Source organism: Oscillospiraceae bacterium, assembly GCA_034925865.1.
Taxonomy (GTDB): domain Bacteria; phylum Bacillota; class Clostridia; order Oscillospirales; family SIG627; genus SIG704.
Genome location: JAYFRN010000006.1, coordinates 299,703 through 320,703, shown reverse-complemented (window position 1 = coordinate 320,703; position 21,001 = coordinate 299,703). Strand labels below are relative to the sequence as shown.

At 46.7% G+C, this 21,001-nt stretch carries 29 protein-coding genes; 23 read left to right on the top strand and 6 right to left on the bottom strand.

From position 1 onward, the window contains the following. Nucleotides 1-36: 36 nt before the first annotated feature. The 6 genes from VB118_03880 to VB118_03855 all read right to left on the bottom strand — a co-directional run bounded on the left by VB118_03880 (nucleotide 37) and on the right by VB118_03855 (nucleotide 7,976). Nucleotides 37-480 carry a SoxR reducing system RseC family protein gene (locus tag VB118_03880; protein MEA4831742.1) on the bottom strand — a complete coding sequence of 148 codons (444 nt, stop codon included), beginning with the start codon at nucleotides 478-480 and terminating at the stop codon, nucleotides 37-39. After that, a complete protein-coding gene (gene mfd, locus VB118_03875; protein MEA4831741.1) occupies nucleotides 477-4,043 on the bottom strand; it encodes a transcription-repair coupling factor in 3,567 nt (1,188 codons plus the stop codon). Before mfd ends, VB118_03880 begins: the two co-directional genes overlap by 4 nt. Further along, the gene (locus VB118_03870; GenBank protein ID MEA4831740.1) at nucleotides 4,040-5,167 is read right to left on the bottom strand and encodes an aldo/keto reductase; all 1,128 of its coding nucleotides are present in this window, start codon (nucleotides 5,165-5,167) and stop codon (nucleotides 4,040-4,042) included. Before VB118_03870 ends, mfd begins: the two co-directional genes overlap by 4 nt. Before the next feature lie 202 nt (nucleotides 5,168-5,369). Beyond that, on the bottom strand, nucleotides 5,370-6,710 hold the full coding sequence (locus VB118_03865; GenBank protein MEA4831739.1) for an ATP-binding protein: 1,341 nt from the start codon (nucleotides 6,708-6,710) through the stop codon (nucleotides 5,370-5,372). A gap of 132 nt (nucleotides 6,711-6,842) precedes the next feature. Next, nucleotides 6,843-7,568 carry a response regulator transcription factor gene (locus VB118_03860; GenBank protein MEA4831738.1) on the bottom strand — a complete coding sequence of 242 codons (726 nt, stop codon included), beginning with the start codon at nucleotides 7,566-7,568 and terminating at the stop codon, nucleotides 6,843-6,845. A 102-nt stretch (nucleotides 7,569-7,670) separates the two neighbouring features. Beyond that, the gene (locus tag VB118_03855) at nucleotides 7,671-7,976 is read right to left on the bottom strand and encodes a hypothetical protein (GenBank protein ID MEA4831737.1); all 306 of its coding nucleotides are present in this window, start codon (nucleotides 7,974-7,976) and stop codon (nucleotides 7,671-7,673) included. 871 nt (nucleotides 7,977-8,847) lie between these two features. Here VB118_03855 and VB118_03850 point away from each other — a divergent pair. From VB118_03850 to rpsE, 23 genes are all read left to right on the top strand, one after another. Beyond that, a complete protein-coding gene (locus tag VB118_03850; protein ID MEA4831736.1) occupies nucleotides 8,848-9,777 on the top strand; it encodes an LD-carboxypeptidase in 930 nt (309 codons plus the stop codon). A 35-nt stretch (nucleotides 9,778-9,812) separates the two neighbouring features. Then, a complete protein-coding gene (locus VB118_03845) occupies nucleotides 9,813-10,826 on the top strand; it encodes a GDSL-type esterase/lipase family protein (protein MEA4831735.1) in 1,014 nt (337 codons plus the stop codon). Between the two features lie 236 nt (nucleotides 10,827-11,062). After that, on the top strand, nucleotides 11,063-11,302 hold the full coding sequence (locus tag VB118_03840) for a hypothetical protein (GenBank protein MEA4831734.1): 240 nt from the start codon (nucleotides 11,063-11,065) through the stop codon (nucleotides 11,300-11,302). A gap of 38 nt (nucleotides 11,303-11,340) precedes the next feature. Then, a complete protein-coding gene (locus VB118_03835) occupies nucleotides 11,341-11,730 on the top strand; it encodes a hypothetical protein (protein ID MEA4831733.1) in 390 nt (129 codons plus the stop codon). Nucleotides 11,731-12,252: 522 nt separating this feature from the next. Then, nucleotides 12,253-12,564, top strand: coding sequence for a 30S ribosomal protein S10 (rpsJ, locus tag VB118_03830; GenBank protein ID MEA4831732.1), 312 nt, complete (start codon nucleotides 12,253-12,255; stop codon nucleotides 12,562-12,564). Between the two features lie 77 nt (nucleotides 12,565-12,641). Continuing rightward, nucleotides 12,642-13,274, top strand: a complete 633-nt coding sequence (rplC, locus tag VB118_03825) for a 50S ribosomal protein L3 (GenBank protein ID MEA4831731.1) — start codon at nucleotides 12,642-12,644, stop codon at nucleotides 13,272-13,274. 23 nt (nucleotides 13,275-13,297) lie between these two features. After that, a complete protein-coding gene (gene rplD / locus VB118_03820) occupies nucleotides 13,298-13,924 on the top strand; it encodes a 50S ribosomal protein L4 (protein ID MEA4831730.1) in 627 nt (208 codons plus the stop codon). Next, on the top strand, nucleotides 13,921-14,211 hold the full coding sequence (gene rplW / locus VB118_03815) for a 50S ribosomal protein L23 (GenBank protein ID MEA4831729.1): 291 nt from the start codon (nucleotides 13,921-13,923) through the stop codon (nucleotides 14,209-14,211). The genes rplD and rplW overlap by 4 nt, the downstream gene beginning before the upstream one ends. A gap of 24 nt (nucleotides 14,212-14,235) precedes the next feature. After that, complete coding sequence (rplB, locus tag VB118_03810; GenBank protein ID MEA4831728.1) at nucleotides 14,236-15,066, top strand: 50S ribosomal protein L2; 831 nt, start codon at nucleotides 14,236-14,238, stop codon at nucleotides 15,064-15,066. Nucleotides 15,067-15,087: 21 nt separating this feature from the next. After that, a complete protein-coding gene (gene rpsS / locus VB118_03805) occupies nucleotides 15,088-15,366 on the top strand; it encodes a 30S ribosomal protein S19 (protein ID MEA4831727.1) in 279 nt (92 codons plus the stop codon). A gap of 28 nt (nucleotides 15,367-15,394) precedes the next feature. After that, nucleotides 15,395-15,742: a 50S ribosomal protein L22 gene (gene rplV, locus VB118_03800; GenBank protein ID MEA4831726.1), complete on the top strand. Its 348-nt coding sequence runs from the start codon at nucleotides 15,395-15,397 to the stop codon at nucleotides 15,740-15,742. Between the two features lie 24 nt (nucleotides 15,743-15,766). Beyond that, nucleotides 15,767-16,645 carry a 30S ribosomal protein S3 gene (rpsC, locus tag VB118_03795; GenBank protein MEA4831725.1) on the top strand — a complete coding sequence of 293 codons (879 nt, stop codon included), beginning with the start codon at nucleotides 15,767-15,769 and terminating at the stop codon, nucleotides 16,643-16,645. Between the two features lie 3 nt (nucleotides 16,646-16,648). Then, a complete protein-coding gene (gene rplP, locus VB118_03790) occupies nucleotides 16,649-17,083 on the top strand; it encodes a 50S ribosomal protein L16 (protein ID MEA4831724.1) in 435 nt (144 codons plus the stop codon). Further along, nucleotides 17,080-17,298 carry a 50S ribosomal protein L29 gene (gene rpmC / locus VB118_03785; GenBank protein MEA4831723.1) on the top strand — a complete coding sequence of 73 codons (219 nt, stop codon included), beginning with the start codon at nucleotides 17,080-17,082 and terminating at the stop codon, nucleotides 17,296-17,298. The genes rplP and rpmC overlap by 4 nt, the downstream gene beginning before the upstream one ends. 17 nt (nucleotides 17,299-17,315) lie before the next feature. Continuing rightward, the gene (rpsQ, locus tag VB118_03780) at nucleotides 17,316-17,576 is read left to right on the top strand and encodes a 30S ribosomal protein S17 (protein MEA4831722.1); all 261 of its coding nucleotides are present in this window, start codon (nucleotides 17,316-17,318) and stop codon (nucleotides 17,574-17,576) included. A gap of 31 nt (nucleotides 17,577-17,607) precedes the next feature. Then, nucleotides 17,608-17,976, top strand: coding sequence for a 50S ribosomal protein L14 (rplN, locus tag VB118_03775; GenBank protein ID MEA4831721.1), 369 nt, complete (start codon nucleotides 17,608-17,610; stop codon nucleotides 17,974-17,976). A gap of 16 nt (nucleotides 17,977-17,992) precedes the next feature. Beyond that, on the top strand, nucleotides 17,993-18,310 hold the full coding sequence (gene rplX, locus VB118_03770; GenBank protein ID MEA4831720.1) for a 50S ribosomal protein L24: 318 nt from the start codon (nucleotides 17,993-17,995) through the stop codon (nucleotides 18,308-18,310). 17 nt (nucleotides 18,311-18,327) lie between these two features. Then, nucleotides 18,328-18,870: a 50S ribosomal protein L5 gene (gene rplE, locus VB118_03765; GenBank protein MEA4831719.1), complete on the top strand. Its 543-nt coding sequence runs from the start codon at nucleotides 18,328-18,330 to the stop codon at nucleotides 18,868-18,870. 11 nt (nucleotides 18,871-18,881) lie between these two features. Continuing rightward, nucleotides 18,882-19,067: a type Z 30S ribosomal protein S14 gene (locus tag VB118_03760; protein MEA4831718.1), complete on the top strand. Its 186-nt coding sequence runs from the start codon at nucleotides 18,882-18,884 to the stop codon at nucleotides 19,065-19,067. Nucleotides 19,068-19,156: 89 nt separating this feature from the next. Next, entirely contained in the window at nucleotides 19,157-19,555 is a 399-nt protein-coding gene (rpsH, locus tag VB118_03755; GenBank protein MEA4831717.1) for a 30S ribosomal protein S8, read from the top strand. 10 nt (nucleotides 19,556-19,565) lie between these two features. After that, complete coding sequence (rplF, locus tag VB118_03750) at nucleotides 19,566-20,102, top strand: 50S ribosomal protein L6 (GenBank protein MEA4831716.1); 537 nt, start codon at nucleotides 19,566-19,568, stop codon at nucleotides 20,100-20,102. Nucleotides 20,103-20,120: 18 nt separating this feature from the next. Next, a complete protein-coding gene (gene rplR / locus VB118_03745) occupies nucleotides 20,121-20,480 on the top strand; it encodes a 50S ribosomal protein L18 (protein MEA4831715.1) in 360 nt (119 codons plus the stop codon). A 13-nt stretch (nucleotides 20,481-20,493) separates the two neighbouring features. After that, on the top strand, nucleotides 20,494-20,997 hold the full coding sequence (rpsE, locus tag VB118_03740; protein ID MEA4831714.1) for a 30S ribosomal protein S5: 504 nt from the start codon (nucleotides 20,494-20,496) through the stop codon (nucleotides 20,995-20,997). The last annotated feature ends 4 nt before the right edge of the window (nucleotides 20,998-21,001 follow it).

Here is a 21,001-nt window from a genome sequence, read left to right as displayed (position 1 = left end):
TACAATTAATAATTATCTGCTTAGATATCTCCGGATTCACTCCGTCTTTTCATGTGACGGAGTGGATATAATCCTTACCGCCTTCACGGCAAAGCTTTCCTTTGTGCGGTTGGTGAAAAACAAAGAAGCTATACCGGTCAGAGCAAACATAGCCGCCGCCACAAACAAAGCCGCCTCGTCATCCGCGCCGAAAAGCTTCGCTGCGAAATACGCGGCGATGGCAGCGAGGAGCGGGAAAAAGAATATGGCCGCGCTGAGTAAAAGCATCCTGGAGTCAGGCGCGTAAAGCTCTACGGTGTCGCCGGGTCTTGCTCCGGCTTCGTTTATAACGCGTGCTTCAAGCGCCTTTGAGGAGCAACCGGAGCAACCGGCACAGCTTCCGGAGCAGCCGCCTCTTTCTCCGACGCATGCGCTTTTCCTTATCACGGAAACCACCGCATATTTTCCGTCAAGGCGTATAACAATTCCTGTTTCAGTCATTTTTTTGAAAATCCCTCCAAATGCGCGAGAACCTCATCGGTCGTATCAAGCGACAGCTGAGACGGCGAAACGCTTCCGGCAATGCCTCCGGGCAGAGTTGAATTTGAAGCCGCAGCATGACTGAGTCGAAGAGAAAATCGCGGCTTTTCATCCAGTTCAATATTCAGCCGGGATGTGTAAACAGGTTTAAGCAGCATGACTGCTTCGATATCCGGCGCAGCGCCGAGTATGAATGTAATGATCTGTTCCTGCTGAGTAATTTTCTTGATATGAACGTTCTGCGCCATGCGTTTTATCTTGGATACCCTGAACAAATTGTCCACCGGGCGCGGAATGTCGCCGAAGCGGTCTATCAGCTCGTCAGTAAGATCGCTTAGGTCGTCGTCGTTTTCACAAGCGGCAATTTTTTTGTATATGTCTATGCGCATCTTTGAGCTTTCAACATATTTTTCGGGTATATATGCGTCTACGGTCAGGTCGATCGTGCTTTCGTCCTTTGGCGCGACATATTCTCCCTTTTCCTCGAGAACGGCTTCGTTCAGCAGACGCATATAAAGGTCGTATCCGACCGTGTCGATATGCCCGCTCTGCTGAGCGCCGAGCAAATTGCCCGCGCCGCGTATCTCCAGGTCGCGTAAAGCAAGCTTGAAGCCGCTGCCGAATTCGGTATATTCCTTTATAGCCATAAGCCGCTTTGTGGCTATTTCGGAAAGCATCTGCCCGCGGCGGTATGTCAGATAAGCGTATGCTTTTCTGTCGCTGCGCCCGACGCGTCCGCGGATCTGATGAAGCTGTGAAAGCCCGTAGCGGTCGCAGTCCTCGATTATAAGCGTGTTCGCGTTGGGAAGGTCGACGCCGGTCTCGATTATGGTCGTGCATACAAGAACGTCAATATTGCCTTCCGTCATTTCGCGCCATATATCACTTAACAGCTCTTTATCCATTTGGCCGCTGGCTGATTTTACGCGAGCTTCGGGAAAAGCTTTTTCAATTCTGGCGACACGCGACTGATGAGCCTCAATATTGTTGTACAGGTATAAAACCTGTCCTCCGCGTCTCAGCTCCTTACGTATTGCTTCGCCGATCAAAGCTTCATCATATTCAAATACATATGTCTGGACAGGGAAGCGGTCGTTCGGCGCTTCCTCGAGTACGGACATGTCTTTGATTCCGCCCAGCGCCATATTAAGTGTTCGAGGAATCGGCGTTGCCGTCAGTGTCAATACGTCGACCGATTTGACAAGATCCTTAAGCCGTTCTTTATGTGTCACTCCAAATCGCTGCTCTTCATCTATGACGACGAGTCCGAGCCGCGCAAAATCAATATCCTTTTGTAAAAGCCGGTGAGTGCCTATGATTATGTCAACCTCGCCGGATTTAAGCTGTTTAACCGTCTTTTCCTGATCTTTTTTAGTTACGAAACGCGACAGCATGGATATACTGACCGGATATCCCCTGAAACGCGCGAGAGCCGTTTGATAATGCTGCCACGCAAGGATTGTGGTCGGCACCAGAATTGCGGCCTGAAGCCCGTCCATAACGCATTTAAATACTGCCCTCAGAGCGACCTCGGTCTTTCCGAAGCCTACATCGCCGCACAAAAGCCTGTCCATCGGCGAAGGCTTTTCCATGTCCGACTTTATTTCTTCACCGGAACGCAGCTGGCCTTCGGTTTCATTGTATTCGAAAGCGCCCTCAAATTCCTTCTGCCATTCCGTGTCGGGCGAAAACGCATGACCCTTTGTTTTAAGCCTTTGCGAATACAGCGCGATAAGCTGTTTCGCAATGTCCTTGACGGCACTTTTCGCGCGCGATTTTGCCTTGTTCCACTCCGTGCCGTCCATGTGGTTGAGCTTTACCGTTCCGCTTTCGCTGCGTGCGCCGATATATTTTGATACGCTGTCGAGATTCGAGCAGGGAACGTAAAGCACGTCCGTGCCGGCATATGCGATTTTTATGAAATCCTTCATAACTCCGTCGCGCTTGATCTTTTCTATGCCCTTGTATATTCCTATGCCGAAATTTTCATGGACGATGTAATCGCCCTCCTTCAGATCGGCATAGGAAACGATCTTTTCACGCGCACTTGCCTTGCGTCCCGTAAAGCTTCTTGCCGCGTTCGACTTCGGCGCGCTTCCGCTGTCTGTGAGGACGGCGAATTTCGTCGCCATAAGCTCGTATCCGCCCGAAAGCGATATCACGCGTTCGTCGCTCTTCATCCCGACGGTGATATACACAGTCTTCTTGTCGAGCATCGATATATCCTCGTCGGCGGCGGCAAGAACCGCTCCGATGCCGTTATCATACAGGTAACTGTATAAATTCTGCGCCGCAAGCGTATTTTCACATACAAACACGGTTTTATAGCCGCTTTCGAGATATTCGCTTATGAGCTGGCAAAGCACCTGGGCGTTATTACCCGTCGGAGGCGTCTGGCGCGAATTGAATGTGAATATTCCAGATGGTTCTATTGCTTCACGGCCTGAAGAAAAGCTTTCTATCAAAAGAGCGCGGCTTCCTGAAATCAAGTCGCAGAACAGCCCGAAGCTGCCGATCAGCTTGTCGGCGGATGCGGGAAGATAGGTTTTATTATCTTCGAATATATTCTTAATGGTTTCGTGCAGAAGCTCCTCACAGGCGTTTAGCGACAGCTTCAAACGGTCAGGTTCGAAAACAATATAAAAAAGCTCCGTCGCGTAATCAAAAAGTGTTTCTTCGCCGTAAACGTCGCAGCTGTATAGGTCGAAAGCCGTTTCTTCTCCGCGTTCGAGCTTTCCCAGCTCACTTTCAATAAATTCACGCTTTTTTGTTTCGTTAGGCTTCAGGTGCTTTTTCTGCGCGAGCAGAAGACCGCTCACGGTTTCCCGTTCTTTTGGGCCGAAATATATTTCGGCCGCCGGTATCAGCGTGACCGATTCTGTCTTTTCAGTTCGCCGCTGTGTCAGCACGTCGAAATAAGACATGCTGTCTATCTCGTCTCCGAAAAGCTCTATTCTGACGGGTTCGTCTTCAGAGGGCAGGAATACGTCGATAATCCCGCCTCTTACCGAATATTGTCCCGCGCCTTCGACCTTTTCGGCTCTTCTGTAGCCGAGTGATTCCAGCTTTTCCTCAATCGCTTCAAGTCCTATTTTTGTCGATATGTCAAGGCATACTACAGCTGATTTCATTGTCGTGCGCGGCAGCGTCTGTTGAGAAGCAGCCTCGACGGTTGTTACAACGATGTCGAAATCGCCGGACATTATTTTTGACAGCACAGAAAGCCGGGCGTATGAAAACTCCCGGCTTGAAGCCTCCGCGCTGGTCAGTCTGAAATCACGTGCGGGATAATATAAAACTCTGAATTTGCCTGAAAGCCTTCCGCACATCTCCCTGGCCTTGTTTTCATCAGGGAAAATTAAAAGCGTCTTGGCTTTCAGTTCCTCAATAATTGCCGCGCACATAACGGGAGCGAGCGTGTCACACAGCCCCTTGGCGAGAACAGGGCGGCTCTCGAGCCTTAACGCATCCGCGAGCGGGGCAAACGACGGCTCGCGCCGCAGGGAGGTTGTCAATATCTTCATGCTTTATTTCTGATAATGTCCATAATTTCCGGGATTGCTATGCCCTGTGGGCATCTGGCCGCGCATGACCCGCAGCCGATGCAGTTTGCCGCGCTCTCTTTAAGATCATCGGGGACAGCCGGAGCCTTTTCCCCTTCGGATGGTATACCGGCAAGATATGCGTTGTATTCCGCAAATACTTCCGGTATTTTTATATCCATCGGGCATTCCTCGACGCAATAACGGCATCCCGTACAGGGCACGAATTTTCCTTTCTCCAGAGCCGCGACAATTCTCATCGCGGCATTCATTTCTTCGGCTGAAAGAGGCTTTATGTTTTCGAATGTCTCTATGTTTTGCTTTGTCTGCTCCAGCGTGCTCATACCGCTCAGGATGACGAGCACATTTTTAAACGAAGAGCAGAACCTCAACGCGAATTCCGCCGGTGTGGAATCCGTCGCCGAACGCAGTATCTTCATCGCTTCTTCCGGAAGGGCGGCAAGGCTTCCTCCTCGGATAGGTTCCATAACCATTACAGGAATGCCTCTCTTTGTGATTTCATCATACTCGAATTTTGCCGAACCAGTGAAATAGTCGAGATAATTGAACTGTATCTGTACAAAATCCCATACGCCTTCGTCGAGCATTTTTATAAGGGTTTCGTTTGAGCCGTGAAAAGAAAAGCCGAAATTTCTGACGACGCCCTCTTCTTTTTTTCTGCGGCAAAAATCGTATATTCCGAATTTCTCGGATTTTTCCCACAGCTCGCCGTTCATTGCGTGCATTAGATAAAAATCGATATAATCGGTTTTAAGTGAAGCAAGCTGATAATCGAATATTTTCTGAATATCATCTTTTTCATTGACGCCCCAGAGCGGGAATTTATTGGCTATTTTTATCGATTTTCGCGGAATTTCATTTTTTCGCGTCTCGCACAGAAAATCCCCGAAAAATTTTGCGCTTTCGCCGTTGTGGTATCCGTATGCCGTGTCGTAATAATTAACTCCGCGGGCATAAGCGTAATCGAGCATTTCACCGGCCTTTTCGCGGTCGATCGTATTGTCTTCCCTTACAGGGAATCTCATTCCGCCAAAGCCGAGATGTGAAAGCTGCTCTCCGGTTTTTTTAAATGTCCTTGTAATCATTTATAGAATACCTCCGATTTATAGTTTTAATTTTTTATTCGGACGCTTAAGACCCATTTTGGAAAAGGAGTCTTAAGAATCCCCTAAAACTCATTTTCCAATATTTCTTCTGCTATTTTTCAGATCAAAATTCCGATTTGTTTAATGGATGCTTTGAATCGTTTATTCATTTCTATTTCTAATATGGCTGCGCTGACAATAATTATTCTTTAAAGGTCACATTGAATTCCGTGCCTTTGCCGGGAGAAGATATGACCGATATTTTGGCTCCGTGGCTTTCGGCGATATGTTTCACGATGGCCAGCCCGAGACCGGTGCCGCCGGTCATACGTGAACGCGATTTATCGATACGGTAAAACCGCTCGAAAATTCTCGATTTATGCTCGTCCGATATGCCGATTCCTGTATCCTTTACAGAAATCAGTTTATCCGCGACTTTTACTGTTGCGCTGCCGCCCGTTACATTGTATCTTATCGCGTTGTCCAAAAGGTTATAAATAAGCTCGAAGATCATTTTTTTATCGCAGACGGCGTGTCCGCATCCTTCTGTGGAAATCGCGACAGAGCATTTTTCGGCAAACGGTTTCAGCGCACGGACGCATTCGGCGGCAGGTTCGGAGAGATCGGTATCCGTTATTTCCATTTCCATCAGCATATTGCCGTCTTCGAGCGATGAAAGCTTTATTATATCGGCTATCAAAGCCAGCATTCTTTTTGATTCCGCAACGATCTTTGCGCCCATAACCGCGCAGTCCTCATCTGCCGCCAGCCCCGCCGCTATCATTTCGGCATATCCGGAAATGACGGTCAGAGGCGTTTTGAGCTCGTGAGAAACATTTGCGGTAAACTCTCTTTTGATTGAATCTATGCTTTCGTGCTCGGTTATATCAAGCATAAGACATGCCGCGCCCAGCTGTTTTCTTTCTCCGCTGTCTCCGAGAGAGGAAAACACCGGGTTGGCCATGACCTGATATGTCTTGCCGTTTCTTAATAATTTACCTGTTCTTGACACGCCGTTGAGCGCGGACGATATACACCCGTAAAGCTCGCTGCCACGGAACGCGGCAAGAGCGCTCTTCCCGCGCAGCGCTTCGCTTCCGAATAACGAATCGGCGCAGGTGTTTGACATTAAAATAAGGCTGTTGATATCTGTTATGATTATGCCTTCGCTCATTGCTCCGATTATAGAATAAAGATTCTCAACTCCGTCGGAGAGCTCGCGTTTCAGCCTGTCAATCACAAGGCCGTTTTCTCGCAGCGCTTCCATCAAAGGTGCCGCCTCTTTGTATATACCGCGGCTGTATTTATCAAGCTGCTTGTTTGCAACGGTGTTTGACGCGTTGGTAAGCGGCTTTATTGCCATGCTGCTGAGAAGCATCGCAAAAACAGCGGCGGCAACACAAACGACCGCGCTCAAGCCGAGCGCGGCAATTATCGATTCGCTGTCAGCAGCGAACCGGTTTGCGCATATGGTGAACACTCCGGCCGCCGCTGATATTGAAACAAATATTATCGCGGCGGTTATTCTCTGCCTGATGTTCATTAATTATCTTTCATGCGTTATGCGGTCATGCGGATGTATATTATTTAAACGGCAATCAAATGATGGTTGTTTTATATTGCTCGCAATGTGACTTAAGATTGTGAGAGAAAAGCTCATATATAGGATACCGGATTAATGCTTGTCATCCGGGGATTTGAGCTTGTATCCCACGCCGCGTACCGTTTGAATAAACCGTCCGGCGTCACCAAGCTTTTGCCTGAGAGTCTTTATATGCATGTCCACCGTCCGGCTTTCTCCCTCAAAATCATATCCCCATATAATTGAAATCAGGTGCTCCCTTGTAAATACCCGTGTCGGATTGAGCAGAAAATATTTTAAAAGCTCGTATTCTTTCAGCGTAAGACGTATTTCATCGCCTTCATAGCTTACCGCGCGAGCTTCCGTGTCCATTTCGATTCCGTAAAAGCGAAGAACATTATGTAAAGTCTCATTTATCGCCTCGGTATCCTGTAATGGAACTCCGATGGCGTCCGCCGACGAGCGCCTGACCAGCGCTTTCACCCGCGAGATAAATTCAAGCACTCCGAACGGCTTTGATATATAATCGTCCGCGCCGCTGTCGAACCCTTTTACCAGATCAAGCTCGGACGAGCGCGCCGTCACAAGAATTACCGGAACCGCACACATGCGTACATCGCCCCGAAGCTTTTTCAATATGGTCAGTCCGTCTTCGCCTGGAAGCATTATGTCAAGCACGATAAGCTCCGGGGAAATAGATTCGCATACATGGAAAAAGGATGCGCCTTCTTCAAATCCGCGCACCTCAAATCCAGCTGTTTTTAATGCATATTCCTCCATCTCTCTGACAGCGGAATCGTCTTCGACCAAATATATCATCTGCATATCTGCCGGATCTTTATTTGCGGCGCACCAAAAAGCATCATCCGCATCAATCCATATTCATATGATATTATAACATGACGATGCCGTATTGTCAAATTATTTTACCGTGCATACTCCTGCGAGCTCCTCCATTATCTCGCTGAATTGTTCGGGAAATACCATACCGTCCGTGATCAGGAAAAACAATTTTCTCGCTGCTTCTTCATCACGGGCGACGTCCGCTTTAAAATCGAGATTCAACCGTCCGTGACTGCCAATCCTCACAGTCATCATAGAGTAAATGCGTCTAGCGCGTGAGCCCAAAAGCCTGAGCTCAATCAAGAAATACAAGACAAGCCCGCCGTCCGAAGTCTTGACGCATTCTTTTGATATAACGGAACCGCTGATAAAACAATTCTGCATTTCTGATATCCTCCCTCTCCGTTGACAATATATTGTATAAAAGGATGTGAATATTGGAGCGATATAACTATATATAGTAATGAGATTATTATACAACATTTTTCAAAAATTGTAAACCCCCCATGCTTTTGAACCTTTTGTTCAAATTGCATAAACCTATTATTATTTCGGTGTTTTATTCGCGGTAAATGAAAAAATATGTAGATTATTTCCAAATCCCGAATTTAATAAGAATAAATATTATTTTATGATGCAATATTTAACAGTTATGCGTAATTATATTAAAATATACATTATAATACATAAATTCATGCATATATATTTCGTATTTGTCTCCAAGGTACATCTAGGGTCACTGTCAAATGAATAATAAATCGGCACATGTAAAATATACCATTTAATATCGAAACCGGTTATACTTGAAGAATGAAGCAAAAATGGCCGGAGTGAAGTAAAACGGAACAGTAAAAGAACTGCAACGAATAGAGGACTGGGTCAATAATTATCCGCGAAAAATTTCGGCTACAAATCCGCTAATGAAATGACGGTGACATAGATCAGGTGGCTCGAAATATTTCCGATTCCCCCGCGGTTGATTAGAAATCAAAAGAATATTTCTCACTTAATCGTATTAACTCGGCATTTAAATAATTACCGCTCAAAGAGAGAAAAGTCTCTGGTATATGGGCTTTTATCTCTTATAAAACAAGGCTTATTTAAATGCCGTTTTAATAACTGATAAAAACTGCGACAATTAAACTTGCAATTTTTAGGTATTTAACGCGTATAAAAGGCCATATTGATTTATTCATAAAGGTGTAGTATACTGTTCCGGAAAATATAATAACAATATTATTGAAACGGAATGTATATGAATACTATTAAATACCCGAAGGCACTCGAAAAAGGCGATCTGATCGCGCTTGTCTCGCCGTCAAGTCCATGCCGGGAAGCCGCGGTTGTCGATAAATGCGCTGATTTTCTTATTGAACACGGATACCGCGTAAAGGTTCACGAAAGCTGCTACGCTCAATACGGCTATCTTTCCGGAAATGACGAAATACGGGCGCAAGGAATCAATTCTGCCTTTGCCGATAAAAATGTAGACGCAGTCTTCTGCATTCGCGGAGGATACGGCACGCCGCGAATTGTCGATATGATAGATTATGACCTTATCGCCGCCAATCCGAAGATATTCTGCGGCTATTCGGATATAACCGGACTGCATATACCGATAAATCAGAAATCAGGACTTGTCACTTTTCATGCCCCCATGCTTTCAACCTGTATCATCAACGGTTTTGACACATACGCGGAGGAAAACTTCAACAGGATTCTGCGCGATCCCTGTCACACAGGCGCTCTTATAAATCCCGTCGGAGCAGACACGACTTTTCTTTCCGAAGGAAAAGCCGAAGGGATGCTCATCGGCGGAAATCTGTCGCTGATCACCGCGCTTTCCGGCAGCCGGTATGCTCTTGAACCGGAGGGGAAAATAATATTCATTGAAGATATCGACGAGGGTGTTTACCGGATTGACCGTATGCTCACGAATCTGCGTCTTTGCGGGGTGTTTGACAAGTGCGCGGGTGTTGTATTCGGGGCATTTACTGACTGCGAAGAGGACAAGGATCACCCCATGTCTGTACTGGACGTCATAAAAGATGTCGTGCTGCCATGCGGAAAGCCGGTAATGTTTGGTCTGTCGGCCGGGCATATAACAAAAAACATGTCGCTTCCTCTCGGAGCGAGAGCTGCGCTGGACAGCGCACGCGGCACTCTTGAGATTCTTCCGATCTGAAATCCTTACATACAAAAAGAAAGGCAGAGCTGAAAATGCAGAAAAAACGTAAATATAAGCGCCGTTCTTCCGCGAATGCTCCTTTGATTGCCGCGGTGGCAATACTCTGTGTGACGCTTATAGCACTTACATTCGTATATATTTCAATGAATCGGAAACCTTCTGAAACCGGATCCACCGGAACAGGCACAGGAACCAATCAACAAAAAACAGCCGACACAACGCCTGAAACAGGAAAACAACAGCCAACCACTGAGTACATTCCTCCGGTGACAGCCGATCCGGTTGTTCCCACAACAGAACAAAACACCACTGCCCAACAGACCGCCACGCATAAGCCGGCGGATATAGACGATATAATAGCAATAGCCGATTCACTTAATATTGACGTGAATGATCTGAGCGGCTTTTCGCTTGACGGGCTTTATCCCGGAACCATTTTGAAAAAGACAGAGGATGCCGGTGAGCTATATCAAAGCGAAACTATATTTGTCGGCGATTCCGTGACGCTTGCCCTCAGCTACTGGAAATACCATCCGAAGGAAAAGGTTTATTATTTCGAGACCGCGACTCCGTACACAGTGCTAAACAACAAGCTTGTTAAAAAAGACGACGGCACCCTGATAACCTTTACAGAAGAGATGAAAAACGTCGCTCCGCGCCGTATTGTTATTACCATCGGCACAAACGCGACAAGCATTTCAGATAAAACCTTCATTAAATATTATGGCGATCTGATCGACGCTTTGCGCGAAGCATGTCCGGATACCGAGCTGATAATCAACTCTATTCCGCCGCTCACCGCCTATTGCGATGAAAACCCGAATTATAAGGTGTTCAAGAATTTTCGGATTAACCGTATGAACCTTCTTCTTGTCGGGCTCGCCGCGTATAAGGACGTGCCGTTCATGAATCTCGCAGAGGAATTCAAGGACGAAGCCGGTCAGCTTAAAAAAGCGTATTCAAGCGACGACACCTGCCATGTCAATCAATCGGGTTGTGACGCGTGGCTGAAGTATTTCCGCGAACACAGCACGATCGCACAGTAATGGATACGGTCGCTTTCTCGCGGGAGAAAGCTCCGCAAAGAGCGAAATTTAAATAAACAGAATAAGTGTAAATAAAAGGAACGGATATTGAATTTACCCGTTCTTTTTTATGTTTAAATAAAAGAACATACCTGACTTTATAGAAAATATTTATATTAAAACAATATTGACAAATATATTTTAATAAAATATAATGGTAAATGTAGTATAGATAAAATAAAAAGGAGATTTCATGAATGGAAAAATCCAAATTGAGATTTGTCTTTATTCTGTTTCTGTGTTTATGTACATTGATGAACATTTCCGCGTGTACAGGCTCCGGGATGGCTGTTTCAAAAACCGAAGTTGTACTGGGGAAAGTATTTCCGGAAGGGAAAAACATCTTTTTCAGTGACAAATCAGAATTTGATACGGAAATCAAAGAGCTTTGTATTTCATTGAGAATGAATCGATGTATACGATTGAATTCACTGTAGGATCCCAAAAAATATCTCTGACCGGTTATTTTACGCCTATGAACTTAAACAATGCTGACAGCGACCATTTTGTATTTACGAGTGATGCTGTTGAAACGGGTAAATACGAATGTCTTTGTATAAAAATGACGTCATGTGCGAATGAACATGATTTAATGCAAGCAAATTTTGATTTAAGCGGAAAGACAGTTATATCGCTTTTATTTAAAGAAATATCGACATGTAAAGGAGACGTTTATTATTGGCAAGGAGAAATAAAACCGCTTAACAGTGTAAAAGAGCTGTTTTCAAATGTGCTTACGGTTGAAAACATCCAAAAAAAGAAAATAACGCCTGAGAAATATGAGAACATAAAATCAAACAGCGGTGAATTATATTATATGAAGGATTCGGCTGTACATACAGAAGAAGAGATTGCGAAAGAATAGGTACACTGAGATAGTTAAATCAAAGAACGGGCATTATTGGAACGGCGGAATGGTCATTTTATAATTTGCCCGTTCCTTTTGGCACTACTAAAATGACAGCGGAATGCTATTCAGCATAATTATGAACAAATTGTAAATTCTGTCGCAAGGTATTGAAAAATCATTTTATATATTGTATACTGTCAAAGCTTGATGTGCGATGAAGCGGGAGGTTGCTGCCGAAAGGTAGGGAATTTCCGTGGAGTATGTCCGACAACCGGGCGACAGCAAAGCTGAATTGAATAGTTTCGCGCAAGTCAATATCTGTTAAGGGGTATTCTGCGCAGAATTATATGTTCTCCCGGATTTTTGAGGCTTTGACCGTTTTTGTGGCAAAGCTGAAGACAAATCCGTTTTTTTACGGGTATATATGAAACACCCGGAGGCGTATTCGGAGAACAAAGCCGGCTTTCTTCAGCCCCCTAACATTATATGCCGCTCCCGGAAAACGCGGAGCAGGCGAAATTTTAAGGAGGCATTCAAATGGCAAAAGAAAAAATCCGCATCAGATTGAAGGCTTATGATCATACACTGATTGATCAGTCGGCCGAAAAGATTGTGGAAACAGCGAAGCGTTTCGGCGCAAAGGTGTCGGGTCCTATCCCGCTGCCCACCGAAAAAGAAATTATCACGGTTATCCGCGCTACTTTCAAATACAAGGACAGCCGCGAGCAGTTCGAGCTTCGCACACACAAAAGACTCATCGACATAATCTCTCCGTCCAAACAGGCGGTTGACGCATTAATGTCTATCGAGCTTCCTGCCGGCGTCGAGCTTGAATACAAGTTCGAATAACTTGCCAGAAGACAAGTCAGGAATAAACCGGTCACGTTGGAATCTATCCAACCAATAACAAGTTTAGGAGGAAACACATGAAAAAGGCAATCATCGGCAAAAAGGTCGGTATGACACAGATCTTCACCGAAAAAGGCTTAGTGATACCGGTCACGGTAATCGAAGCCGGACCCTGCGCGGTCGTGCAGAAAAAAACCGTCGACACCGACGGATACAACTCGGTTCAACTCGGATTTTCAGAGATCGCCGAAAGAAAGGTGACAAAGCCGCTTCAGGGACACTTTAAAAAGGCAAACGTCACCATGAAAAGGCATCTTAAAGAATTCCGTCTTGACGACATAAGCGGAATAAACGTCGGGGATCTGATAAAAGCTGACGTGTTCGCGGAGGGCGAAGCGGTTGATGTCACCGGAATTACAAAGGGCCGCGGATTTACAGGCGTTATAAAGCGCTGGAACCATCACAGACTTAAGATGACACACGGCGTCGGCCCTGTCCATCGCGAAGTCGGTTCAATGGGCGCCAACTCAAGCCCATCCCGCGTGTTCAAAAACAAGAAAATGGCGGGACAGTACGGAAACGAACAGGTCACCGTATTGAATCTTAAAGTAGCAAAGATAGACGGCGAAAAAAACCTCATCGCGGTAAAGGGAGCTGTCCCGGGCGCGAAGGGCGGAATCGTGTTTATTCGCAACTCGGTTAAGGCTTAATCGCCGCGAAGGGAGGAATTAAAATGCCAAACATAAAAGTACTTGATATGACAGGCGCTCAGGTCGGAGAAATTACGCTTTGCGACGAACTTTTCGGAGCAGAGATAAACAGCACGGTTCTCCACACCGCTGTACGCGCATATCTGATGAATCAAAGACAGGGTACGCAATCAACCCTCACAAGAAGCGAGGTTTCCGGCGGCGGTAAAAAGCCATGGAAACAGAAGGGCACCGGCAGAGCGCGTCAGGGCTCGACAAGAAGCCCGCAATGGACGCACGGCGGAATCGTATTCGCTCCGAAGCCGAGATCCTACCGCGTAACACTTAATAAGAAAGTAAAGAGAATCGCACTTGTCAGCGCCCTGTCCTCCAAGGCACAGGCGGAAGAGATAATCGTCGTCGACGGACTCGCCGCGAACGAATACAAGACAAGAACGATGGTCAACACACTCAAAGCGATCGGCGCGACAAAGAAAGCTCTCGTTGTGCTTCCCGAGGCTGATAACAAGCTTATCAAATCCCTTGCGAACATACCGGGCGTAAAGACCGTTCAGGCCAATAGCATTAATGTATACGACATCCTGAACTGCACGAGCTTAATTCTTGCAAAGCCGTCTGTCGCAATAATCGAGGAGGTATACAAAGCATGACAGCCTGCGATATCATCATAAAGCCGATAATAACCGAAGGAAGCATGGCGGGCGCGGCTCAAAAGAAGTACACCTTCAAGGTAGCCGACAAAGCTAATAAGATCATGATCAAAAAAGCGGTCGAAGAGCTTTTTAAGGTTAAGGTTGACTCGGTCAACACCGTAAGCATGAAATCGAAGCCGAAAAGAGTCGGCTATCACATCGGGACGACCTCTGAATGGAAAAAGGCTATCGTCACCCTCACCGCCGATTCGAAGACAATTGAATTCTTCGACGGCATGATGTAATGAAGCCGGAAGGAGGAAAAAATAATGGCTAATAAAATATATAATCCGACTACGCCCGGCAGAAGACAGATGACAGTGCAGTCCTTCGAAGAAATAACGAAGTCAACTCCTGAGAAAAATCTTGTAAGAATACTGAAAAAGAACGCCGGAAGAAACAACAACGGAAAAATAACCGTTCGTCACAGAGGCGGCGGAAATAAGCAGAAATACAGAATCATCGATTTTAAGCGCCTCAACGGAGCCAACGCAACGGTTGTGGCAATCGAATACGATCCGAACAGGACATCTCATATCGCTTTGATACAATATGAGGGCGGTGAAAAGGCATATATCATCGCGCCGGTAGGAATGAACGTCGGAGACGTTATCGCCACCGGAGCAGGCGCCGATATAAAGCCCGGTAACACGCTTCCTATAGCGAATATCCCGGTAGGTACCTTCATCCACAACATTGAGCTTTATCCCGGCAAGGGCGCTCAGCTCGTGAGGACCGCCGGCAGTGCGGCACAGCTCATGGCGAAGGAAAACGGACAGGCTCAGGTCAGACTTCCGTCCGGTGAAGTAAGATTCATCCGTCTCGACTGCATCGCCACGATCGGACAGGTAGGAAATATCGAGCATGAAAACGTAAAGCTCGGCAAAGCCGGAAAGACGCGTTATCTCGGTATCCGTCCGACAGTAAGAGGATCAGCTATGAACCCTGTCGATCACCCGCACGGCGGCGGCGAAGGAAAGAGCCCGGTCGGACATCCCGGCCCGCTCACTCCGTGGGGCAAGCCCGCTCTCGGATATAAGACGAGAAACAAGAAGGCACGCACCAATAAGCAGATTGTCAAGCGCAGAAACGATAAATGAGCCTGAAAGGAGGACAAAGCGATGTCAAGAAGCGTTAAGAAAGGCCCGTTCGTACAGGATAAACTGTATAACACAATCGCGGCTATGAACGCCAAAAATGAGAAAAAAGTTATTAAGACGTGGTCACGCTCGTCTACGATATTCCCCGAATTCATCGGACATACGATCGCTGTTCACGACGGAAGAAAGCATATTCCGGTATATATAACCGAGGATATGGTCGGACACAAGCTCGGCGAATTCGCGCTTACGAGAACCTTTAAAGGTCACGCGGGCACGAAGACGGCCAACGCTCAGTGACGGTTATAATCGAAAGGAGGAAAATCTAATGACAGAACAAAAGGTTGCCAAGGCACACAGAGAGCACGTCAGGATCTCCACGCGAAAGGTTATGATCGTTCTTGACCTCATCAGAGGCAAAGATGTCGAGCTGGCAAAAGGGATTTTAAAGAACACGAGGAAGAGTGCCTCGGAATACATTTACAAACTCGTCAACGAAGCTGCCGCAAACGCGGAAAACAACTTCGGAATGAATAAAGACAAGCTTTATGTCAGCGAGTGCTATGCCGCTCCCGGCACAACTCTCAAGCGGATCATGCCGCGCGCACAGGGCAGGGCGTTCCGTATACTCAAAAGAACTTCACACATAACTGTTGTGGTGAAGGAAAAAGAATAATTAAAGGGGAGGTCATAACTAAACATGGGTCAGAAGGTAAATCCGCACGGACTCAGAGTCGGTGTCATAAAGGATTGGGATTCGAGATGGTATGCCAAGGATGAAGCTTTCGGCGATATCCTCGTATCTGATTATAAACTCAGAAAATACCTTAAAGAAAAACTCAAAAATGCTGGCGTTCCAAAGATAGAAATTGAAAGGAACCCCAACAGAATGCGCGTTACGATCCACTGTGCAAAGCCGGGCATGATAATCGGCAGAGGCGGTGTTGAAATCGAAAAGCTGCGCACGGATATTGAGAAATTTGTCGGCGGTGGCACACCCGTTTCCGTCAACGTGAACGAAGTAAAGACGCCCGACCTCAACGCTCAGCTTGTCGCGGAGAATATCTCCAGCCAGCTTGAGAGAAGAATTTCATTCCGCCGCGCAATGAAGTTCTGCATAGGCAGAACGATGAAGCTCGGCGCAAAGGGTATAAAAATCTCTTGCGGCGGACGACTCGGCGGCGCTGAAATAGCGAGAACCGAGCATTATCACGAAGGTACTATCCCGCTGCAGACAATACGCGCCGATATCGATTACGGATTTGCGGAAGCAAATACGACATTCGGTAAAATAGGCGTAAAGGTATGGATCTACAACGGCGAGATTCTGCAGGCATCCGGCAGAACCGTACCGCGCGAGCAGAAAGAATTTAAAAAAGACGACAGACCGAGAAGAGATCGCCGCGACGGGCAAAGGCGTGACTACAGAGGCGGAGACAAAAACAATTTCCGCTCAGACAGAAACAATTTCCGCCCGGACAGAAACAACTTCCGCCCGGACAGAAACACAAACGTACAAAGCACTGCCGAAAGAACCGAGCAAGCGGACAGGAATCCCTCAAGAGAAGGAGGAAAATAATCAATGTTGATGCCCAAAAGAGTTAAATACAGACGTGTACATCGCGGCAGACTCACAGGTAAAGCGTATCGCGGAAACAAGCTGACATACGGATCGTTCGGACTTGTTGCCGCAGAGCCGGCCTGGATTACTTCCAATCAGATAGAGGCTGCCCGTATCGCAATGACGCGTTATACAAAGCGCGGCGGTCAGGTATGGATTAAAATTTTCCCCGACAAGCCGATCACCGAGAAGCCGGCTGAAACCCGAATGGGTTCCGGTAAAGGTTCACCAGAATACTGGGTGGCAGTAGTTAAGCCGGGCAGAGTTATGTTTGAAATGGACGGAATATTGGAAGCGGATGCCAAAGAGGCAATGCGTCTCGCGGCAAACAAGCTTCCGATAAAATGCAAATTCGTCACAAAGGCGCAGCAGGAAGCAGAGGAGGTAGCGAAATGAAAGTAAAGGAAATAAGAGAGAAAACTACCGACGAGCTTAACACAGAGCTTCGCGAAGCGAAAAACCAGCTTTTCAACCTTCGCTTTCAGCATGCGATAAACCAGCTTGACAACCCGATAAAGATAGCCGAAACAAGAAAGACAATCGCCAGGATCCTCACGGTTCTCAGAGAGAAAGAGATCCAGAGCGCAAAGTCCGACAATAAAGCGGAATAAGCGGGAGGGAGAGAAACATGCAGGAACAAAGAGCACTGAGAAAGACAAGAACCGGTATGGTTGTAAGCAACAAGATGGACAAGACAATCGTCGTCGCCATCAGCGACAACATCAAACATCCAGTTTACAAAAAAATAATAAAAAAGACTGTAAAATTCAAAGCGCATGACGAGCTTAATGAGTGCAGCATAGGCGACAAGGTCGAGATCATGGAAACAAGACCTCTTTCAAAGGATAAGAGATGGCGTCTTGTAAAAATATTAGAAAAAGCAAAATAAGCCGAACAGCTGAAAAAGGAGGTACACAATAATGTTACAGCAGCAAAGCTTTATGAAGGTTGCCGATAACACCGGCGCCAAAGAATTAATGTGCATCCGTGTGCTGGGCGGTACGGGCAGACGTTACGCGGGGATTGGCGATGTCGTGGTTTGCTCCGTTAAAAAGGCAACACCAGGAGGAATGGTCAAAAAGGGAGAGGTCGTTAAAGCGGTTATCGTGAGAACGGTACAGCCTTTTCGCAGAACCGACGGATCTTATGTAAGATTCGACGAAAATGCGGCGGTCATAATCAAAGAAGACAATACTCCAAGAGGCACCCGCATATTCGGGCCGGTGGCAAGAGAGCTTCGAGAAAAAGATTATCTGAAGATACTTTCGCTTGCACCCGAAGTGCTTTAATCGGAGGATATTGAAAATGAGTAAGCTTAGTATTAAAAAAGGAGACACCGTAATGGTGATCTCAGGAAACGAAAAAGGCAACAAGGGCAAAATCATTTCCGTAAGCCCTAAGGAGCGCAAGGTCATAATTGAAGGGGTCAATTTCGTATCCAAGCACGTAAAGCCGAGAAAACAGGGCGAAACCGGCGGAATCGTGAAGGGCGAAGGTGCGCTTTATATCGATAAAGTAAACGTATATTGCCCGAAATGCGATAAAGGCGTGAGAACAAAAACAAAAGTTCTCGAAAATGGCGAAAAAGCTCGCGTTTGTGTAAAATGCGGCGAAACACTTTGATCGGGAGGTAAAAGAAAATGTCAAGAATGAAAGAATTATACGCAAAAGACATAGCTCCCGCTCTCATGAAGAAATTTGGATATAAATCCACAATGCAGATCCCGAAGTTTGAAAAGGTTGTCATCAACGTTGGCGCGGGCGAAGCAAAGGATAATTCCAAAATTATCGACAGCGTTATCGCCGATATAACAGCCATATCCGGACAGAAAGCAGTTGCGACAGTATCAAAGAAATCCATCGCCAACTTCAAGCTCCGCGAAGGCACAAAAATCGGCGCAAAGGTAACACTCCGCGGCGAGAGAATGTATATATTTATCGATAAGCTTTTTAATCTTTCTCTTCCCCGCGTCCGCGACTTCAAGGGTATCAACCCGAACGGCTTTGACGGACACGGAAATTATTCACTCGGCTTGAAGGAACAGCTTATATTCCCCGAGATCGAATATGAAAAGATCGATAAGATCAGAGGCATGGATATAAATATCGTTACAAGCGCAACAAGCGACGAAGAAGCTCGCGAGCTTTTAAAACTCGCAGGAGCTCCATTCGCCAAGCAGTAAGGAGAGATTCGATGGCAAAGAAATCAATGATACTCAAGCAGCAAAAGCCGCAGAAGTTTTCTACTCGTGAATACAACCGCTGCAAGATCTGCGGAAGGCCTCATGCTTATCTGCGTAAGTTCGGTATATGCCGTATATGCTTCAGAGAGCTGGCACATAAAGGCCAAATTCCCGGCGTGAGAAAAGCAAGCTGGTAAAAGACCGAAACGGAAAGCCGTAAGACTGACGGCAATTTTGCGCATAAGTACGGAAAGTATACTGTGCGCATATCACAGGAGGAATAATAATGCAGATTACAGATGCTGTTGCCGATATGCTCACGCGTATCAGAAACGCGAATTCGGCAAAACACGAAACGGTCGAAGTTCCCGCTTCAAACGTTAAAAAGTCAATCGCTCAGATACTTTTAGACGAAGGCTACATCAAAGGATACTCCCTCGCGGAAGATGATAAGCAGGGAATGATCAAAATTGTATTGAAATACGGTCCCGGTAAACAAAGAATAATTCAGGGGCTTCGCAGGGTGTCAAAACCAGGTCTCCGTATATACGCGAGTGCCGCGGAGCTTCCTAGAGTCATGAAAGGTCTCGGCGTTGCGATTATATCGACGTCCAAAGGCATCATGACCGACAAAACCGCAAGAAAGGAAAATGTCGGCGGAGAAGTTCTCGCCTTCATTTGGTAAGGAGGGTAAAATGTCAAGAATCGGAAGATTGCCCGTTGAGGTTCCGGCCGGAGTCAAAGTGACACTTGACGGAAGCACCCTTACCGTAAAGGGAGCGAAGACCGAGCTTACAAAAACCTTCAACAGCGCTATTAAAATAAACATGGAAAACAATCACATAATTTGCTCCAGAGAAAGCGATGAAAAGAATATCAAAGCTCTCCACGGTCTGACGAGAGCGCTCATCGCGGATATGGTAGCCGGTGTGACTAAGGGCTTTTCCAAAACGCTAGAAATCAGCGAAGGCGGATATAGAGCCCAGCTGAAGGGAAAGCAGCTCGTGCTTAATCTGGGATTTTCGCACGAGATCTTCTTTGATGAAAAAGATGGAATAACCTTTGAAGTACCGGATCCAAACAAGGTTATCGTACACGGAGCAGATAAGCAGAAGGTAGGACAAGTCGCATCTGAAATAAGATCGAAGCGTCCGCCGGAGCCATATCTGGGCAAAGGCGTCAAGTATGCCGGCGAAAAGATCCGCCGCAAAGCCGGCAAAGCAGGTAAATAAAGAAAGGAGCGGAATTAAATGGTTTCAAAAATCAATAAAAACAATAGCCGTCTGAAACGTCACATAAGAGTGCGCAGTAAGGTATCCGGCACTGCGGAAAGACCGCGTCTTTCGGTTTACCGTTCGGAAAATCACATTATCGTTCAGATAATTGACGACGCAACGGGGAATACGCTCGTTTCGGCTTCCTCTCACGAAAAGGACTTCGCCGCAAACGGCGGCAATAAAGCCGGCGCCAGACTCGTCGGTCAGATAATAGGAAAACGCGCTCTTGAAAAGGGTATCTCCTCAGTCATATTTGACAGAGGCGGCTATCTGTATCACGGACGTATACAAGAGCTTGCCGAAGGCGCCCGCGAAAGCGGACTCAAGTTCTGAGGAGGAGGAAGAGATGGCAGGAAGAATTGATGCCGCGACTCTTGATCTTACAGAAGTCGTGGTCGATGTAAAAAGCGTTTCCAAAACCGTAAAAGGCGGACGTGTCCGTAAGTTCACGGCGCTGGTAGTCGTCGGTGACGGAAACGGGCATGTAGGATGCGGACTCGGCAAAGCCGCGGAGCGTCCTGAAGCCGTGAGAAAAGGAATCGAAGACGCAAAGAAAAACATTATAGAGGTCTCGCTCAAGGGCACGACAATCCCGCATGAGATTATCGGCGTTTACGGAGCGGGCAGAGTGCTTTTGAAGCCGGCTGCTCCCGGAACTGGAGTTATTGCCGGAGGAAAAGTCAGAAGCGTTCTTGACAAAGTCGGTGTAAAGGACGTCAGAACAAAGTGTCTGCGTTCAAATAACCCAACCAACGTTGTAAAGGCCACCTTCGAGGGCTTGAGAACTCTCCGCACGGCTGAACAAGTCGCAAAGATGAGGGATAAGACTCCCGAGGAGATCCTCGGCTGAGCCG

Excerpts from the sequence above, each read along its gene's own strand:
- VB118_03855 (MEA4831737.1), bottom strand. The coding sequence starts at position 7,976 with ATGCAGAATTGTTTTATCAGCGGTTCCGTTATATCAAAAGAATGCGTC.
- rplW (MEA4831729.1), top strand. The coding sequence starts at position 13,921 with ATGACAGCCTGCGATATCATCATAAAGCCGATAATAACCGAAGGAAGC.
- VB118_03845 (MEA4831735.1), top strand. The coding sequence starts at position 9,813 with ATGCAGAAAAAACGTAAATATAAGCGCCGTTCTTCCGCGAATGCTCCT.
- rplP (MEA4831724.1), top strand. The coding sequence starts at position 16,649 with ATGTTGATGCCCAAAAGAGTTAAATACAGACGTGTACATCGCGGCAGA.
- rplX (MEA4831720.1), top strand. The coding sequence starts at position 17,993 with ATGAGTAAGCTTAGTATTAAAAAAGGAGACACCGTAATGGTGATCTCA.
- VB118_03870 (MEA4831740.1), bottom strand. The coding sequence starts at position 5,167 with ATGATTACAAGGACATTTAAAAAAACCGGAGAGCAGCTTTCACATCTC.
- rpmC (MEA4831723.1), top strand. The coding sequence starts at position 17,080 with ATGAAAGTAAAGGAAATAAGAGAGAAAACTACCGACGAGCTTAACACA.
- mfd (MEA4831741.1), bottom strand. The coding sequence starts at position 4,043 with ATGAAGATATTGACAACCTCCCTGCGGCGCGAGCCGTCGTTTGCCCCG.
- rplE (MEA4831719.1), top strand. The coding sequence starts at position 18,328 with ATGTCAAGAATGAAAGAATTATACGCAAAAGACATAGCTCCCGCTCTC.
- rpsC (MEA4831725.1), top strand. The coding sequence starts at position 15,767 with ATGGGTCAGAAGGTAAATCCGCACGGACTCAGAGTCGGTGTCATAAAG.
- VB118_03860 (MEA4831738.1), bottom strand. The coding sequence starts at position 7,568 with ATGATATATTTGGTCGAAGACGATTCCGCTGTCAGAGAGATGGAGGAA.
- rplB (MEA4831728.1), top strand. The coding sequence starts at position 14,236 with ATGGCTAATAAAATATATAATCCGACTACGCCCGGCAGAAGACAGATG.
- VB118_03850 (MEA4831736.1), top strand. The coding sequence starts at position 8,848 with ATGAATACTATTAAATACCCGAAGGCACTCGAAAAAGGCGATCTGATC.
- VB118_03880 (MEA4831742.1), bottom strand. The coding sequence starts at position 480 with ATGACTGAAACAGGAATTGTTATACGCCTTGACGGAAAATATGCGGTG.
- rplC (MEA4831731.1), top strand. The coding sequence starts at position 12,642 with ATGAAAAAGGCAATCATCGGCAAAAAGGTCGGTATGACACAGATCTTC.
- rpsS (MEA4831727.1), top strand. The coding sequence starts at position 15,088 with ATGTCAAGAAGCGTTAAGAAAGGCCCGTTCGTACAGGATAAACTGTAT.
- rplF (MEA4831716.1), top strand. The coding sequence starts at position 19,566 with ATGTCAAGAATCGGAAGATTGCCCGTTGAGGTTCCGGCCGGAGTCAAA.
- rplN (MEA4831721.1), top strand. The coding sequence starts at position 17,608 with ATGTTACAGCAGCAAAGCTTTATGAAGGTTGCCGATAACACCGGCGCC.
- rpsH (MEA4831717.1), top strand. The coding sequence starts at position 19,157 with ATGCAGATTACAGATGCTGTTGCCGATATGCTCACGCGTATCAGAAAC.
- VB118_03760 (MEA4831718.1), top strand. The coding sequence starts at position 18,882 with ATGGCAAAGAAATCAATGATACTCAAGCAGCAAAAGCCGCAGAAGTTT.
- rpsQ (MEA4831722.1), top strand. The coding sequence starts at position 17,316 with ATGCAGGAACAAAGAGCACTGAGAAAGACAAGAACCGGTATGGTTGTA.
- VB118_03865 (MEA4831739.1), bottom strand. The coding sequence starts at position 6,710 with ATGAACATCAGGCAGAGAATAACCGCCGCGATAATATTTGTTTCAATA.
- VB118_03835 (MEA4831733.1), top strand. The coding sequence starts at position 11,341 with ATGAACTTAAACAATGCTGACAGCGACCATTTTGTATTTACGAGTGAT.
- VB118_03840 (MEA4831734.1), top strand. The coding sequence starts at position 11,063 with ATGGAAAAATCCAAATTGAGATTTGTCTTTATTCTGTTTCTGTGTTTA.
- rpsE (MEA4831714.1), top strand. The coding sequence starts at position 20,494 with ATGGCAGGAAGAATTGATGCCGCGACTCTTGATCTTACAGAAGTCGTG.
- rpsJ (MEA4831732.1), top strand. The coding sequence starts at position 12,253 with ATGGCAAAAGAAAAAATCCGCATCAGATTGAAGGCTTATGATCATACA.
- rplR (MEA4831715.1), top strand. The coding sequence starts at position 20,121 with ATGGTTTCAAAAATCAATAAAAACAATAGCCGTCTGAAACGTCACATA.
- rplD (MEA4831730.1), top strand. The coding sequence starts at position 13,298 with ATGCCAAACATAAAAGTACTTGATATGACAGGCGCTCAGGTCGGAGAA.
- rplV (MEA4831726.1), top strand. The coding sequence starts at position 15,395 with ATGACAGAACAAAAGGTTGCCAAGGCACACAGAGAGCACGTCAGGATC.